Annotated in this window: 16 protein-coding genes; all 16 read left to right on the forward strand. The window is 68.5% G+C overall.

All coding sequences use genetic code 11. The features are described from left to right. Positions 1-504: M24 family metallopeptidase (locus tag Q8814_RS18195; RefSeq protein ID WP_330153400.1), on the forward strand; the 504-nt coding region annotated here is incomplete at its 5' end. A 35-nt stretch (positions 505-539) separates the two neighbouring features. Continuing rightward, entirely contained in the window at positions 540-1,103 is a 564-nt protein-coding gene (gene efp / locus Q8814_RS18200; protein ID WP_330153401.1) for an elongation factor P, read from the forward strand. Then, positions 1,104-1,613, forward strand: coding sequence for a transcription antitermination factor NusB (gene nusB, locus Q8814_RS18205; RefSeq protein WP_330153402.1), 510 nt, complete (start codon positions 1,104-1,106; stop codon positions 1,611-1,613). Between the two features lie 238 nt (positions 1,614-1,851). Further along, positions 1,852-2,469 carry a bifunctional pyr operon transcriptional regulator/uracil phosphoribosyltransferase PyrR gene (pyrR, locus tag Q8814_RS18210; RefSeq protein WP_330153403.1) on the forward strand — a complete coding sequence of 206 codons (618 nt, stop codon included), beginning with the start codon at positions 1,852-1,854 and terminating at the stop codon, positions 2,467-2,469. Further along, entirely contained in the window at positions 2,466-3,407 is a 942-nt protein-coding gene (locus tag Q8814_RS18215) for an aspartate carbamoyltransferase catalytic subunit (RefSeq protein ID WP_330153404.1), read from the forward strand. Before pyrR ends, Q8814_RS18215 begins: the two co-directional genes overlap by 4 nt. Positions 3,408-3,451: 44 nt before the next feature. Continuing rightward, complete coding sequence (locus Q8814_RS18220) at positions 3,452-4,765, forward strand: dihydroorotase (protein WP_330153412.1); 1,314 nt, start codon at positions 3,452-3,454, stop codon at positions 4,763-4,765. A 6-nt stretch (positions 4,766-4,771) separates the two neighbouring features. Then, positions 4,772-5,278, forward strand: a complete 507-nt coding sequence (locus Q8814_RS18225) for a PH-like domain-containing protein (RefSeq protein ID WP_330153405.1) — start codon at positions 4,772-4,774, stop codon at positions 5,276-5,278. A gap of 78 nt (positions 5,279-5,356) precedes the next feature. Beyond that, positions 5,357-6,538 (forward strand): glutamine-hydrolyzing carbamoyl-phosphate synthase small subunit, encoded by a 1,182-nt coding sequence (gene carA / locus Q8814_RS18230; RefSeq protein ID WP_330153406.1) that lies wholly within the window; start codon positions 5,357-5,359, stop codon positions 6,536-6,538. Beyond that, positions 6,538-9,885 (forward strand): carbamoyl-phosphate synthase large subunit, encoded by a 3,348-nt coding sequence (carB, locus tag Q8814_RS18235; protein ID WP_330153407.1) that lies wholly within the window; start codon positions 6,538-6,540, stop codon positions 9,883-9,885. The genes carA and carB overlap by 1 nt, the downstream gene beginning before the upstream one ends. Beyond that, positions 9,882-10,709 (forward strand): orotidine-5'-phosphate decarboxylase, encoded by an 828-nt coding sequence (gene pyrF / locus Q8814_RS18240; RefSeq protein WP_330153408.1) that lies wholly within the window; start codon positions 9,882-9,884, stop codon positions 10,707-10,709. The genes carB and pyrF overlap by 4 nt, the downstream gene beginning before the upstream one ends. Positions 10,710-11,189: 480 nt before the next feature. Beyond that, positions 11,190-11,510, forward strand: a complete 321-nt coding sequence (gene mihF / locus Q8814_RS18245) for an integration host factor, actinobacterial type (RefSeq protein WP_006551450.1) — start codon at positions 11,190-11,192, stop codon at positions 11,508-11,510. Between the two features lie 7 nt (positions 11,511-11,517). Further along, positions 11,518-12,129 (forward strand): guanylate kinase, encoded by a 612-nt coding sequence (gene gmk / locus Q8814_RS18250; RefSeq protein ID WP_408015931.1) that lies wholly within the window; start codon positions 11,518-11,520, stop codon positions 12,127-12,129. A gap of 92 nt (positions 12,130-12,221) precedes the next feature. Continuing rightward, complete coding sequence (gene rpoZ, locus Q8814_RS18255) at positions 12,222-12,524, forward strand: DNA-directed RNA polymerase subunit omega (RefSeq protein WP_330153409.1); 303 nt, start codon at positions 12,222-12,224, stop codon at positions 12,522-12,524. Then, positions 12,521-13,798 carry a bifunctional phosphopantothenoylcysteine decarboxylase/phosphopantothenate--cysteine ligase CoaBC gene (gene coaBC, locus Q8814_RS18260; protein WP_330153410.1) on the forward strand — a complete coding sequence of 426 codons (1,278 nt, stop codon included), beginning with the start codon at positions 12,521-12,523 and terminating at the stop codon, positions 13,796-13,798. The genes rpoZ and coaBC overlap by 4 nt, the downstream gene beginning before the upstream one ends. Before the next feature lie 172 nt (positions 13,799-13,970). Further along, entirely contained in the window at positions 13,971-15,185 is a 1,215-nt protein-coding gene (metK, locus tag Q8814_RS18265; RefSeq protein WP_330153411.1) for a methionine adenosyltransferase, read from the forward strand. Positions 15,186-15,204: 19 nt separating this feature from the next. Beyond that, positions 15,205-15,929 (forward strand): primosomal protein N' family DNA-binding protein (locus Q8814_RS18270; protein ID WP_456239111.1); only part of this gene is annotated, 725 nt, incomplete at its 3' end.

Here is a 15,929-nt window from a genome sequence, read left to right on the forward strand (position 1 = left end):
ACCGTACCGGACGTGAGTGATCCGACGGTGGCGCCGACTCGGGACGGCCGTTGTCTGTGGCCGGTTCTCCGGACAGCGTTCGGGGCGCAGATCGGCGGCTACCACTCGGACATGACCCGCACCTACGTGCTCGGCCACGCCGCGGAGTGGCAACGCGACCTCTACGACCTGGTGCTGCGCGCGCAGCAGGCCGGTCGCGATGCGCTCGCACCGGGTGTCGAATGCTCCGCGGTGGACGCCGCGGCGCGCACGGTGATCGCCGATGCCGGGCACGGTGCGCTGTTTCTCCACGGTCTCGGTCACGGTGTCGGCCTCGAGATCCACGAAGCGCCGGGGATCGGGGCCGCAGCGACCGGTACACTTGTCGCCGGTGCGGCGGTGACCGTCGAGCCGGGTGTGTATTTCTCGGGGCGCGGAGGCGTGCGGATCGAAGACACGCTCGTGGTGCGGAAGCAGACCCCGGAGTTGCTGACGCTCACCGACAAGACATTGACCGTCGTATAAGGGCGGTTTCCTCGACTCTAGGAGACGCGAAGTAAGTGGCTGACACCAGTGACTTCAAGAACGGGCTCGTTCTGAAAATCGACGGCCAGCTCTGGCAGATCATCGAGTTCCAGCACGTCAAGCCGGGCAAGGGCCCCGCGTTCGTGCGCACGAAGCTCAAGAACGTGACCTCGGGCAAGACCGTCGACAAGACCTGGAACGCCGGCGTCAAGGTCGAAACCGCCACGGTCGACCGCCGCGACATGACGTACCTGTACAACGACGGCACCGATTACGTGTTCATGGACGCGCAGACCTTCGATCAGATCTCCATCAGCCCCGAGCTGCTCGGTGACGCCGCGAAGTTCCTGCTCGAGAACATGGCCGTGCAGGTGGCCACGCACGAGGACCTTCCGCTGTTCGTGGAACTGCCGGTCACGATCGAGCTCGTGGTCAAGCACACCGATCCGGGTCTGCAGGGCGACCGCTCCACCGGCGGCACCAAGCCCGCGACCCTCGAAACCGGCGCCGAGATCCAGGTCCCGCTGTTCATCAACACCGGCGACAAGCTCAAGGTCGATTCCCGCGACGGCAACTACCTGGGGCGAGTGAACTCCTGAGTGTCCGGTACACAGAAGAAACTCGGAGCCCGGCACAAGGCGCGTAAACGCGCCGTCGACCTGCTGTTCGAGGCCGAGGCCCGCGACGTGCATCCCGTCGACCTCGCGGCCGACCGGGTCGAGCTCGCCGTCCGCGACGATCAGGTCGCGCCCGTGCAGCCGTACGCACAGACGATCATCGGTGGCGTCGCCGAGCATCTCGACGAGATCGATCGGGTGATCGCCGATCACCTGCACGAATGGACGCTCGACCGGCTTCCCGCGGTGGATCGCGCGATCCTGCGGATCGCGGTATGGGAGTTGTTCCACGCCACCGATGTGCCGCCGGTCGTAGCGGTCGACGAGGCCGTCGAGCTGGCCAAGCAGCTGTCGACCGACGATTCGCCGGCGTTCGTCAACGGTGTCCTCGGGCAGATCGTGGCCCTCGCCGACCAGGTCCGGGCGGCCGCCGCGGCCACCGTGGTCCGGCCGTCCGCCGACATCCGGGAGTCGGACACCGGCCGATCCTGACCGGCGAATTCGGTCTTGCTCAGTGAGCGGGCCGCGCGGACGAGCTCCTCGTCCACGCGGCCCGCTCACGTCGTATGCGCTCCACGTGCGGTCGCGCTCGGCACGCTGCCGCCGCGGCGCGGTTGTGTTGCGGTTCACCCGGCAACCGCCCGGGGAGCGGTGAGGCCGCTGATAGGCTGGGGCACTGTCAGGCATCCTTTAACGATCCGTCCAGTGAGGCGGAGAAGGAGGTCGCTGCATGGCCGTGTCCGAGGACGGGTCCACAGCTTCTCCCCAATCGGCGTCCGAGACCGGCGCACCCGCCCGCGAGCTGCTTTCCGCCGCGGATGTGCACCGCACGATCGCCCGCATCGCGCATCAGATCATCGAGAAGACCGCGCTCGACGCTCCCGCCGATCAGGCTCCCCGCGTCGTCCTGCTGGGCATCCCGACGCGCGGGATCACCCTCGCGCACCGCCTCGCCGCCCGGATCGAGGAATTCTCCGGCGTCAGCGTTCCGGTCGGTTCCCTCGACATCACCCTCTATCGCGACGACCTGCGCACCAAACCTCACCGCCCCCTCGAACGCACGTCGGTGCCCGAAGGCGGCGTCGACAACACTCTCGTGGTGCTCGTCGACGACGTGCTGTTCTCCGGGCGGTCGGTGCGCGCCGCTCTCGACGCGCTGCGCGACCTCGGCCGCCCCCGGGCCGTCCAGTTGGCGGTGCTGGTCGACCGCGGTCACCGTGAGCTGCCGCTGCGCGCCGACTACGTGGGCAAGAACGTGCCCACCGCACGTAGCGAGGACGTCCGGGTGCTGTTCACCGAACAGGACGGTCACGACGCCGTGGAAATCTCGGGAGGCAAGGCCCAGTGAAGCACCTGCTCTCCATCGCGGACCTGAATCGGGACTCCGCGACGGAACTTCTCGACGAAGCCGAGCGGTTCGAGCAGGCGTTGCTCGGACGTGAGGTGCGCAAGCTGCCCACTCTGCGCGGCCGGACCGTCATGACCGTGTTCTACGAGAACTCGACCCGCACCCGCGTCTCGTTCGAGGTCGCCGGAAAATGGATGAGCGCCGACGTGATCAACGTCAGTGCCTCGAGTTCGTCGGTGGCCAAGGGCGAATCGCTGCGCGACACCGCGCTGACCCTGCACGCCGCCGGCGCCGACGCGCTCATCGTGCGCCACCCCGCATCGGGTGCCGCGAACCGGATCGCCCACTGGACCAACGAATCCGGCTCCGGGCCGGCGGTGATCAACGCCGGGGACGGCACCCATGAGCACCCCACCCAGGCGTTGCTCGACGCCCTCACTCTGCGACAGCGGCTCGGTTCACTCGACGGGCGCCGGGTCGGGATCGTCGGCGATGTCCTGCACAGTCGCGTCGCCCGCTCCAACGCGTTGCTGCTGAGCATGCTCGGCGCCGAGGTGGTCCTCATCGCACCGCGCACGTTGCTGCCGGTCGGCGTCGAAACGTGGCCGGTCACGGTCGCCGATTCGCTCGACGCGGAACTGCCGGGACTCGACGCGGTGATGATGCTGCGGGTGCAGGCCGAACGCATGAACGGCGGATTCTTCCCGTCCGCCCGCGAGTACTCGATTCGCTACGGCCTGAACGCAAAACGCGCGGCGATGCTGCCCGATCGTGCCGTGGTCCTGCACCCGGGTCCGATGCTGCGCGGCATGGAGATCGGGTTCCCGGTCGCCGACGCCCCGCAGTCGGCGGTGCTGCAGCAGGTGAGCAACGGTGTGCACGTGCGGATGGCCGTGCTGTTCCGGTTGCTCGTGGGCACGGAAGGAACCATTTCGTGACGCACACTCCCTCGGTGGCAGACACAGAATCAGGAGATGGTCAGGTGACGCCGCAGGTGCTCATCCGCAACGTTCGGCTCTACGGCGAAGGCGATCCGGTCGACGTGCTGCTCGGCGACGAGCAGATCCTCGCGATCGGCGCCGATCTCGAGGCCGAAGGCGCCGACATTCTCGACGGGACCGGCAGGATCCTGCTGCCCGGCTTCGTCGATCTGCACACCCATCTGCGCGAACCGGGACGTGAAGACACCGAGACCATCGACACCGGCTCCGCGGCCGCCGCGCTGGGCGGATACACCGCCGTGTTCGCGATGGCCAACACCGACCCGGTCGCCGATTCGGCGGTCGTCACCGACCACGTGTGGCGCCGCGGCCAGGAGGTCGGCCTCGTCGACGTGCATCCGGTCGGGGCGGTGACCGTCGGGCTCGAGGGTCGCCAACTCGCCGAGATGGGCACCATGGCCGCCGGCGTGGGGCAGGTCAAGTTGTTCTCCGACGACGGAAAGTGCGTCTACGACCCGCTGATGATGCGTCGCGCCCTCGAATACTCGGCGTCGCTCGGGGTCCTCGTCGCGCAGCACGCCGAGGAGCCGCGGCTGACCGTCGGTGCCGTCGTCGCTCACGAGGGTCCCACGGCCGCGCGCCTGGGTCTCGCGGGCTGGCCCCGCGCCGCCGAGGAGTCGATCGTCGCCCGCGACGCGTTGCTCGCCCGCGATGCGGGCGCGCGCGTCCACATCTGCCATGCCTCCACCGCCGGCACCGTCGCGCTCGTCGAATGGGCTCGAACGCAAGGCATTTCGATCAGCGCCGAGGTCACCCCGCACCATCTGCTGCTCGACGACTCACGCCTCGAAACCTACGACGGCATCAATCGTGTCAACCCGCCGCTGCGTGAGCGGTCGGACGTCGAGGCGCTGCGCCGCGGACTGGCGGACGGTGTGATCGACTGCGTCGCCACCGATCACGCCCCGCACGCCGACCAGGACAAGTGCTGTGAGTTCTCCCAGGCCCGCCCCGGAATGCTCGGCCTCGAGACGGCACTGTCGATCGTGGTCGAGACGATGGTGCGCCCCGGTTTGCTCGACTGGCGCGGCGTCGCGAAGGTCATGAGCGAACGACCCGCGCAGATCGTCGGCCTCGACGATCAGGGCCGGCCGCTCGAGGTGGGGGAGCCGGCGAATGTGGTGCTCGTCGACCCGGACACCGAATGGACGGTGCGCGGCCCCGATCTCGCGAGTATCGCCCACAACACCCCGTACGAGGAGATGACGTTGCCGGGCAAGGTCACCGCCACCGTGCTGCGCGGCCGCATCACCGCCCGCGACGGAGCGGTGTATCCACTCACCGGTGGAAAGTAGGGATACATGGACCGGGTACTGCTGACCCTCGGTTTCGTCGCGCTGTGGGTGATTTTGGTGCTGCTCATGTGGAAGGGCTGGCGCGGGCGTGCCCGACGGCAGAGCGATGTCGTCGGTGATCTGCCGCCGGTGCCCGCCGAGCCGGGAGAGCGGCTCATCGCTCCGAGCACCGGGCTGTACGTGGGCAGCACGCTCGCCCCGAGCTGGCAGGATCGCATCGCCGTCGGCGACCTCGGGCACCGGGCGGCCGGTGAACTGAGCCGCTACCGGACCGGGGTGCTGCTCGAGCGCGACGGAGCGTCACCGATCTGGATCCCCCAGGCCTCGATCCGCGCCATCCGCACCGAGCGCGGTATCGCCGGGAAGGTCATGACCAAGGACGGGGTGCTGGTGATCCGCTGGCAGCTGCCGTCCGGTACCGAGATCGACACCGGATTCCGGGGCGACGACAAGTCCATTTACCCCCTCTGGACCCGCGAAACGAACGAAGATTCCAGAAGAGAAGACTCTTAGAACAGTGATTTTCAGGACAGTGAATTCCCAGGCAGTGACGATCACAACGACGATGATCGAACAGAACGGAGTAAACGCATGAGCGGCGGAACATTCGGCGGCGGGACCGCGGTACTGGTCCTCGAGGACGGCCGCATCTTCCGCGGCACCACCTTCGGTGCGGTCGGGCAGACACTCGGCGAGGCGGTGTTCACCACCGCCATGACGGGCTACCAGGAAACCCTGACCGACCCGAGCTACCACCGGCAGATCGTGGTGGCGACAGCCCCGCAGATCGGCAACACCGGCTGGAACGACGAGGACAACGAGTCCGTCGGCCGCGACGGCAACCCGGACGATTCTCGGATCTGGGTGGCCGGTTACGTCGTCCGCGACCCCTCGCGCACCACCTCGAGCTGGCGCGCCTCCGGGTCGCTGCAGGACGAACTCGAACGGCAGAACGTCGTCGGGCTCGCCGGCATCGACACCCGCGCTCTGGTCCGGCACCTGCGTACCCTCGGATCCATGCGGTCCGGAATCTTCTCGGGCGATGCGCTGGCCTACCGCGGTGACGACCTCGACGTCGATGCGCTCGTCGATCGGGTCAAGAGCCAGCCCTCGATGCTCGGGGCGAACCTGGCCCGCGAGGTCACCACCGACACCGGCTATGTGGTCGAGCCCAAGGGGGAAGCGCGCTTCGACGTTGCCGCAATCGATCTCGGGATCAAGAGCAACACCCCGCGGATGCTGGCCCAACGCGGTATCCGCGTGCACGTGCTGCCGTCCACCGCGACGCTGCACGACATCCTCGACCTGAAGGCGCACGGCGTGTTCCTGTCGAACGGTCCCGGCGACCCCGCCGCGGTCGACGACGTGGTGCATCTGACCAAGGAGGTCCTCGGACAAGGACTTCCGCTGTTCGGTATCTGCTTCGGCAACCAGATCCTCGGTCGCGCACTGGGCCTGTCCACCTACAAGATGAAGTTCGGCCATCGCGGCCTGAACATCCCGGTCGTCGACCACGAGACCGGACAGATCGCCATCACGTCCCAGAACCACGGCTTCGCCCTCGAAGGCGAGGCCGGCGAAGAGTTCGACACCCCGTTCGGGCGCGGCAAGGTCACCCACACCTGCGCCAACGACGGGGTCGTGGAAGGGGTCCGGCTGCTCGACGGAAAGGCGTTCTCCGTTCAGTACCACCCGGAGGCGGCTGCCGGTCCCCATGACGCCGTCAACCTGTTCGACCGTTTCACCCACATGCTCGAGGGAGAGAAGAACTGATGCCACGCCGTACCGATCTCTCCCACATCCTGGTCATCGGCTCCGGCCCGATCGTCATCGGGCAGGCCTGCGAATTCGACTATTCCGGCACCCAGGCGTGCCGGGTCCTCCGCGAGGAGGGCATGCGTGTCTCGCTGGTCAACTCGAACCCCGCGACGATCATGACCGACCCGGAATTCGCCGACGCGACCTACATCGAGCCGATCACCGCCGAGTACGTCGAGAAGGTCATCGCCACCGAAGCCGCCAACGGCACCCCCATCGACGCGGTCCTCGCGACACTCGGTGGGCAGACCGCCTTGAACACCGCGGTCGCGCTGTCCGAGCAGGGCATCCTCGACAAGTACGACGTCGAGCTGATCGGCGCCGACTTCGACGCGATCCAGCGCGGCGAAGACCGGCAGAAGTTCAAGGACATCGTCGCCAAGTGCGGCGGCGAATCCGCCCGTTCCGCGGTCTGCTACACGATGGACGAGGTCCGCGCGACCGTCGCCGAACTCGGCTACCCCGTCGTGGTGCGCCCGTCGTTCACGATGGGCGGCCTCGGCTCCGGCATGGCCTACAACGAGGCGGATCTCGAACGGATCGCCGGCGGCGGACTCGCCGCCTCGCCGACCGCGAACGTGCTGATCGAGGAATCGATCCTCGGCTGGAAGGAATACGAACTCGAGCTGATGCGCGACGGTAGCGACAACGTCGTGATCGTCTGCTCGATCGAGAACGTCGACCCGGTCGGTGTGCACACCGGCGACTCGATCACGGTGGCCCCGGCCATGACCCTGACCGACCGCGAGTACCAGCAGATGCGCGACCTGTCGATCGCGATCCTGCGCGAGGTCGGCGTCGACACCGGCGGCTGCAACATCCAGTTCGCGATGGATCCTCGCGACGGCCGCCTCGTCGTCATCGAGATGAACCCCCGCGTGTCGCGGTCGTCGGCGCTCGCGTCGAAGGCCACCGGCTACCCGATCGCGAAGATGGCCGCCAAGCTCGCGATCGGTTACACCCTCGACGAAATCGTCAATGACATCACCAAGGAAACCCCGGCCTGCTTCGAGCCGAGCCTCGACTACGTCGTGGTCAAGGCTCCGCGGTTCGCGTTCGAGAAGTTCCCGGGTGCCGACGGCACCCTCACCACGACCATGAAGTCGGTGGGGGAGGCGATGTCGATCGGCCGTAACTTCGCCGAGGCGTTCGGCAAGGTGCTGCGCTCGCTCGAGACCAAGCGGGCCGGTTTCTGGACCGGACCCGAGGTCGAGGGCTCCGTCGACGAGCTGTTGAAGCGGATGGAAACGCCCACCGACGGCCGGATCTACGAGGTGGCGAAGGCCTTCGAGCTCGGTGCGAGCGTCGAGCAGGTCTTCGACGCCACCAAGATCGATCCGTGGTTCCTCGAGGAGATCGCGCAGATCGTCGCGCTGGGTGAGTCGATCCGCACAGCCGAGACGTTCGGTGCCGGCGAACTGCGCTACAGCAAGCACCAGGGGTTCTCCGACCGGCAGATCGCGGCACTGCGCCCGGCACAGTTCGCGGACGAGGACGCGGTCCGCGCGCTGCGCATCGAGCTGGGTGTGCATCCGGTGTACAAGACGGTCGACACGTGCGCGGCGGAGTTCGAGGCGAAGACCCCGTACCACTACTCGACCTACGAGCTGGATCCGAACGCGGAGACCGAGATCGCGCCGCAGCCCGACAAGCCGAAGGTACTGATCCTCGGCTCCGGCCCGAACCGCATCGGTCAGGGCATCGAGTTCGACTACTCGTGCGTGCACGCCGCACTGACCTTGTCGGAAGCCGGGTACGAGACCGTCATGGTCAACTGCAACCCCGAGACGGTCTCGACCGACTACGACACCGCCGACCGGCTGTACTTCGAGCCGCTCACCTTCGAGGACGTCCTCGAGGTGTACCGCGCGGAATGCGAGTCCGGCACGGTCGCGGGTGTCATCGTGCAACTCGGCGGCCAGACCCCGCTCGGTCTGGCCCGGCGCCTGAAGGAGGCGGGGGTACCGATCGTCGGCACCAGCCCCGAGGCCATCGCCCTCGCCGAGGACCGCGGCGAGTTCGGCCGGGTGCTCGAGGAGGCGGACCTGCCCGCCGCCAAGTACGGCACCGCCACCACCTTCGCCGGGGCTCGCGACATCGCCGCCGGGATCGGCTACCCGGTGCTGGTGCGCCCGTCGTACGTGCTCGGTGGACGCGGCATGGAGATCGTCTACGACGAGAAGTCGCTCGAGGACTACATCTCCCGTGCGACCGAGATCTCCGACGACCGGCCGGTGCTCGTCGACCGGTTCCTCGACGACGCCGTCGAGATCGACGTCGACGCCCTGTGCGACGGCAGCGACGTGTACATCGGCGGCATCATGGAACACATCGAGGAGGCCGGCATCCACTCCGGCGACTCGGCGTGTGTGCTGCCCCCGATCACGCTCGGCCGCTCCGACATCGAGAACGTGCGCCGCTCGACGGCTGCGCTGGCCGCCGGCATCGGCGTCAAGGGCCTGCTCAACGTCCAGTACGCACTCAAGGACGATGTCCTGTACGTGCTCGAGGCGAACCCCCGCGCGAGCCGCACGGTGCCGTTCGTGTCCAAGGCCACCGCGGTGCAGCTCGCGAAGGCGTGCGCTCGGGTGATGCTCGGCGAGTCCATCGCCGACCTGCGGGCCTCGGGAATCCTGCCCGCCGAAGGCGACGGCAGCCATGTGCCGCTCGACGCGCCGGTCGCGGTGAAGGAAGCGGTGCTGCCGTTCAACCGGTTCCGTCGTGCCGACGGGACGGGCATCGACACACTGCTCAGCCCGGAGATGAAGTCCACGGGCGAGGTGATGGGCATCGACGACGATTTCGGTACCGCGTTCGCGAAGAGCCAGACCGCCGCGTACGGCTCGCTGCCGACCACGGGCACCGTGTTCGTCTCGCTCGCCAACAAGGACAAGCGGTCGATGATCTTCCCGGTCAAGCATCTCGCGGATCTCGGATTCCACATCATGGCGACCGTCGGAACCGCAGAAGTGCTGCGCCGCAACGGTATTCCGTGCGAACACGTGTACAAGGTGTCGGACGAGGAACGCCCCGAGGGGTCTCTCGATGTGGTCGACCGGATCCGCGCCGGCGACATCGACATGGTGATCAACACCCCGTGGGGCAACTCGGGTCCCCGCGTGGACGGCTACGAGATCCGCAGTGCCGCGGTCGCCGCGAACATTCCGTGTGTGACCACCGTGCAGGGCGCCTCGGCCGCCGTGCAGGGCATCGAAGCCGCGATCCGCGGCGACATCGGCGTCAGCTCGATCCAGCGGATGCATGCGCGGCTGCGCGAAGGCGCGTCCGCCGAGCTGTCGTGAAACCCTTCGGGCAGCGGCTCGCAGGTGCGCTCGCGCATCGTGGGCCGCTGTGCGTGGGCATCGACCCGCACCCCCGGCTGCTCGCCGACTGGGGCCTGACCGTCGACGTCGACGGGCTCGAAACGTTCTGCGAACTGTGCGTCGAGGCGTTCGACGGGGTCGTGGCGATCGTCAAGCCGCAGGTGGCGTTCTTCGAGGTGTTCGGGTCGGCCGGTATCGCCGTGCTCGAACGCACCGTGGAGGTGCTCTGCAGCTCCGGCACGCTGGTGCTCGCGGACGCCAAACGCGGCGACATCGGGTCGACCATGGACGCCTACGCCCGCACGTGGCTGAGTTCGGACTCGCCGTTGTGCTCGGACGCGGTGACCGTCTCGCCGTATCTCGGCTTCGGTGCCCTCGCCCCGGCGCTGGATCTGGCCGCCGAGACCCGGCGCGGGGTGTTCGTGCTGGCCGCGACGTCCAACCCGGAGGGCGCCCAGGTGCAGCAGGCACGCGTCGCCGACGGCCGCTCCGTCGCGCAGGTGATGGTCGACGAGGCCGCCGTCCGCAACGCGGGCGCCGACGTGCTCGGCTCGGTCGGGGTGGTGGTCGGTGCAACCCTGACCGAAGCACCCGATCTCAGCGCCCTCCACGGGCCGATCCTCATGCCGGGAGTGGGCGCGCAGGGCGGCACCCCAGACGACGTCCGACGACTCGCCGGTGACCAACTCAGGGCCGTCGTGCCCAACGTGTCGCGCGAGGTGTTGCGCGCCGGCCCGTCTGTATCGGCGTTGCGCGACGCCGTCGCCCGCACCGTCGACGGATTCGCGTTCCTGCAGGCCTGACCACCCGGCTACCGCGACCAAGGTGCCCGGGCCGCTGCGACGCGGTCCGGGCACTGTTGTGTGCCGCCTCCGAGGTTCGACACAGGGGATCGGCGTAGCGAATCGACATGCAGCGTGCACGGGCGCCGAACCGCCGATGAGCTGCACGACACGCGGAACGCCGAGATTTTTTTCGGTCACCTGCCGAGCCGACATGCAGGCGCCGACGGGATCCGCTGCCGCGGCTGCGTCCGGACACCTCACATGTGCGTCGAATTCCCTCTGAACTGGGCGTTTGTTGCATTTGCCGAGGTCGGGGGAGTCGGGGTGAGGCAAATTCTCGATCTTGTGATGCTCCGGAATCGGTGCGCACTACCGCACGGATTTTCGAGCGGAACTCCGGGGGTCGGGTTCGCAATCGTCGCCGAGCGTGAGTACGGTCGCTATCGCCGCTGGTTACAGCGGTCGAAGACTGTTTTCCAACGATGAGACGGAGGAACCGTGGCCCTTCCCCAGCTGACCGATGAGCAGCGCGCCGCTGCTCTGGAGAAGGCGGCTGCTGCCCGTCGTGCCCGGGCAGAGCTCAAGGAGCGCCTCAAGCGCGGCGGCACCGACCTCAAGCAGGTGCTCAAGGATGCCGAGAACGATGAAATCCTCGGCAAGATGAAGGTATCCGCACTGCTCGAGGCCCTGCCGAAGGTCGGCAAGGTCAAGGCGCAGGAGATCATGACCGAATTGGAGATCGCTCCGACCCGCCGCCTGCGCGGCCTCGGCGATCGCCAGCGCAAGGCCCTGCTCGCCAGGTTCGATTTCGACGCCTGAGCTCGCCGTGGTAGCTGACGCACAATCTGTGACGGACAGCGCTTCCACGACGCGGAGGGGCCGGCTGGTGGTACTGGCCGGCCCCTCCGCGGTCGGGAAGTCGACTGTTGTTCGCGTGTTACGCAACCGGGTACCGGACCTGCTGTTCAGCGTGTCCGCCACCACCCGGGATCCGCGCCCCGGGGAAGTCGACGGCGTGGATTATCACTTCGTCTCCCGCGCCGAATTCGACCGCATGATCGACGACGGGGAACTGCTCGAGTGGGCCGACATCCACGCCGGGCTGCAGCGATCGGGTACTCCCGCCGCTCCGGTGCGTGAGGCCCTCGCCGCGGGTCGTCCGGTGCTGGTCGAGGTGGATCTCGCGGGGGCCCGCGCCGTCCGCGCCGCGATGCCCGAGGCGGTCCTGACCTTCCTCGCGCCGCCGAGCTGGGACGTGCTGGTCGAGCGATTGACCGGCCGCGGTACCGAAACGCAGGACGTCGTGACCCGCCGGCTCGAGACCGCACGCACCGAACTCGCCGCCAAGGACGAGTTCGACACGGTGGTCGTCAACGACGATGTCGACCGGGCCGTCGACGAATTGGTATCCTTGTTGGTTGGACCCGAAGCCACCTAGCCGTCGGGCGTGCCCAGCACGCCTTCGCCCTCCGGTTTCGGTGCAGGTCCGACCGAAATTTTCATTCCCGCGAATACTCAGGAGAACACCGAGTGAGCAGCATCCAGGCAGCCGCGACCGACATTGCGGGTAACAGCCTCCCGGTTTACGACACCCCGCTGGGTATCACCAACCCCCCCATCGACGAGCTGCTCGAACGCGCTTCCTCGAAGTACGCCCTGGTGATCTACGCGGCCAAGCGTGCCCGCCAGATCAACGACTACTACAACCAGCTCGGCGACGGCATCCTCGAGTACGTCGGCCCGCTGGTCGAGCCGGGCCTGCAGGAGAAGCCGCTGTCCATCGCCATGCGCGAGATCCACTCGGATCTGCTCGAGCACACCGAAGGCGAGTGAGTCCCCACGCCGTGGACGGCACCGCGGAACCGGGTCAGCGCCGCCGTGTCGTCGTCGGAGTGGGCGGCGGCATCGCCGCCTACAAGGCGTGCGCGCTGATCCGTTCGTTCACCGAAGCCGGCCACCACGTGCGGGTCGTGCCCACCGCGTCGGCGCTCGAGTTCGTCGGTCGCGCCACGTTCGAGGCGCTGTCCGGCAATCCCGTGCACACCGGTGTCTTCGCCGATGTGCCCCAGGTGCCGCACGTACGGCTCGGGCAGGAGGCCGACCTCGTGGTCATCGCCCCCGCCACCGCCGACCTGATGGCTCGCGCCGTCGCCGGCCGCGCCGACGACCTGCTCACCGCGACCCTGCTCACCGCACGGTGCCCGGTGATGTTCGTTCCCGCGATGCACACCGAGATGTGGGAGCACCCCGCCACGGTCGACAACGTCGCGACGTTGCGCCGTCGCGGTGCCGTGGTGATCGAACCGGCCTCGGGACGGTTGACCGGCAAGGACACCGGCGCCGGTCGTCTGCCCGAGCCCGACGAGATCTATGCGCTCGCCGCGCTGCTGCTCGAACGCGCCGATGCGCTGCCACGCGACCTCGCGGGGCATCGCCTGGTCATTTCTGCAGGTGGCACCCGTGAACCGCTCGATCCCGTCCGCTTCCTCGGCAACCGCAGCTCCGGCAAACAGGGGTACGCCCTCGCGCGGCTCGCCGCGCAGCGGGGCGCCGACGTCACGCTGGTCGCCGGTGCCGTCGCCGGTCTCGACGACCCGTCCGCCGTCGACGTGGTGCGGGTCCAGACCGCCGCGCAGATGCAGGACGCCGTCATGAAACATGCCGGTGGCGCGGATGCGGTCATCATGGCGGCTGCCGTCGCGGACTTCCGGCCGACCACCTTTGCCACCAGCAAGATCAAGAAGGGGGAGGGGGAGCCGGACACCGTCCCCCTGACCAAGAACGACGACATCCTGGCCGGACTGGTGCGCTCCCGCACCGACGGGACACTGTCGTCCGGCACGGTCATCGTCGGATTCGCCGCCGAAACCGGAGACGAGCAGGGCGACGTCCTCTCGTACGCCCGCGCGAAGCTGGCCCGCAAGGGCTGCGACCTGCTCGTCGTCAACGCCGTCGGCGACGGCAAGGCGTTCGAGGTGGACCATAACGACGGTTGGTTGCTGGCGGCCGACGGCTCCGAAACCGCGCTCGCGCACGGGTCCAAGTCGCTGATGGCCAGCCGGGTGCTCGATGCGCTGCGCCCGCTGCTGCCGTCGGTGGACCGGTGACAGATTCGATGATTTCAATGCTCGCGCCGACGCCCCGGGAGCAGTAGCCTCCGGGGCAGAAGCGTCGGCGTTGTGACCGGGGGACAGGTGCCGGTCGGGAGTGCTCGCGCTCCGCAGATTCGTGTAGAGAGATTCGTGTAGAGCTAGACACATACAGGCGAGAGGGAGTTCTGTGAGCAAGACCGGCGGTCGGCTTTTCACCAGTGAGTCCGTGACGGAGGGGCATCCGGACAAGATCTGTGACGCGATCAGCGACTCCATTCTCGATGCGTTGCTCGCCGAGGATCCGCGATCTCGCGTCGCGGTGGAAACGCTCGTCACCACCGGACAGGTGCACGTGGTCGGCGAAGTCACCACCTCCGGATACGCGGACATTCCGAAGATCGTGCGCGACCGCGTGCTCGAGATCGGCTACGACTCGTCGTCGAAGGGATTCGACGGCAACTCCTGCGGCGTCAACGTCGCGATCGGGGCGCAGTCGCCGGAGATCGCCGGCGGGGTCGACGTCTCCCACGAGCACCGCAGCGGTGCGCTCACCGACGACGAGGTCGCCGGGCAGGGCGCCGGCGACCAGGGCCTGATGTTCGGCTACGCGTGCTCGGACACCCCCGAGCTCATGCCCCTGCCGATTTCGCTGGCGCATCGCCTGTCGCGGCGGCTGACCGAGGTCCGCAAGACCGGTGTGCTGCCGTACCTGCGCCCGGACGGCAAGACCCAGGTCACCATCGAATACGACGGTGACACCCCGGTCCGGCTCGACACCATCGTGATCTCCACCCAGCACGCCGCGGATATCGACCTCAACAACCTGCTCACCCCCGATCTGCGCGCCCACGTCGTCGACGCCGTGCTCGCCGACGAGAACCTCGCGTCGCTCGACACCGCCGACGTGCGACTGCTCGTCAACCCCTCCGGGTCGTTCGTGCTCGGTGGACCGATGGGCGACGCCGGCCTGACCGGCCGCAAGATCATCGTCGACACCTACGGCGGTATGGCCCGTCACGGCGGTGGCGCATTCTCCGGCAAGGACCCGTCCAAGGTGGACCGCTCGGCCGCGTACGCCATGCGCTGGGTGGCCAAGACCGCCGTCGCGGCGGGTCTGGCCGACCGTATCGAGGTGCAGGTCGCGTACGCGATCGGCAAGGCCGCACCTGTGGGCTTGTTCGTCGAAACCTTCGGCACCGAGAAGACCGACCCGGCACGGATCCAGCAGGCCATCAACGAGGTGTTCGATCTGCGCCCCGGCGCGATCATCCGCGACCTCGACCTGCTGCGGCCGATCTACGCGCAGACCGCCGCATACGGCCACTTCGGCCGCACCGACATCGACCTGCCGTGGGAGAACACCGACCGCGCGGAGAAGCTGCGCGCCGCAGCCGGCCTGTAGCCGGAGCGAGCGGGCCCGGGTGGCTGCCGACCAACACGCCGCCGAGGTCGACCCGGTCGCACGGATCCTGCCGCTGCTTCCGCTACCGCACCTCGACCGGGAATTCGACTATCTGATGCCGCAGGAGCTCGACGCGGACGCCCGACCTGGCGTCCGCGTTCGCGAGCGGGTCGCCGGCCGCCTCGTCGCCGGGTTCCTCCTCTCGCGGATCGCGCGCAGTGATCAGCCCGGCAACCTCGGCCGACTCGCCCGTGTCGTGTCGCCCGAGCGCGTCCTCACCGACGAAATCCTCGCCCTCGCCGACGAAGTCGCCACCCGCTACGCCGGCACCCGCGCCGACGTGTTGCGCCTGGCGGTGCCGCCGCGGCACGCCCGCGTCGAAGCCGAAGAGCCCCGGGGCACCGAACCACCGCCGCCCCCGGAGGTGGATCGCACCGCGTGGGACCGATACCGGCACGGGGAGAACTTTCTCGACGCGCTCGTCGCCGGACGTGCCCCCCGCGCCGCGTGGCAGGTCCTGCCCGGGGACGACTGGCCGCGCCGCCTCGCCGAACTCGCGGCCCTCGTCGCTGCCGGAGGCCGCGCGGCGGTGCTCGTCGTCCCCGACCAACGCGACCTCGATCGGGTCCACACCGCGTGCGTCGAACTCGCCGGGGCCGACCCTGTCGTCGGCCTCGCCGCCGGGCTCGGGCCGGCAGAGCGGTACCGCCGTTGGCTGGCCGCACTGCGGGGCAGTGCCCGCAT

The sequence above is a fragment of the Rhodococcus chondri genome (genome assembly GCF_036327435.1).
In the GTDB taxonomy this organism is placed as follows: Bacteria; Actinomycetota; Actinomycetes; order Mycobacteriales; family Mycobacteriaceae; genus Rhodococcus; species Rhodococcus chondri.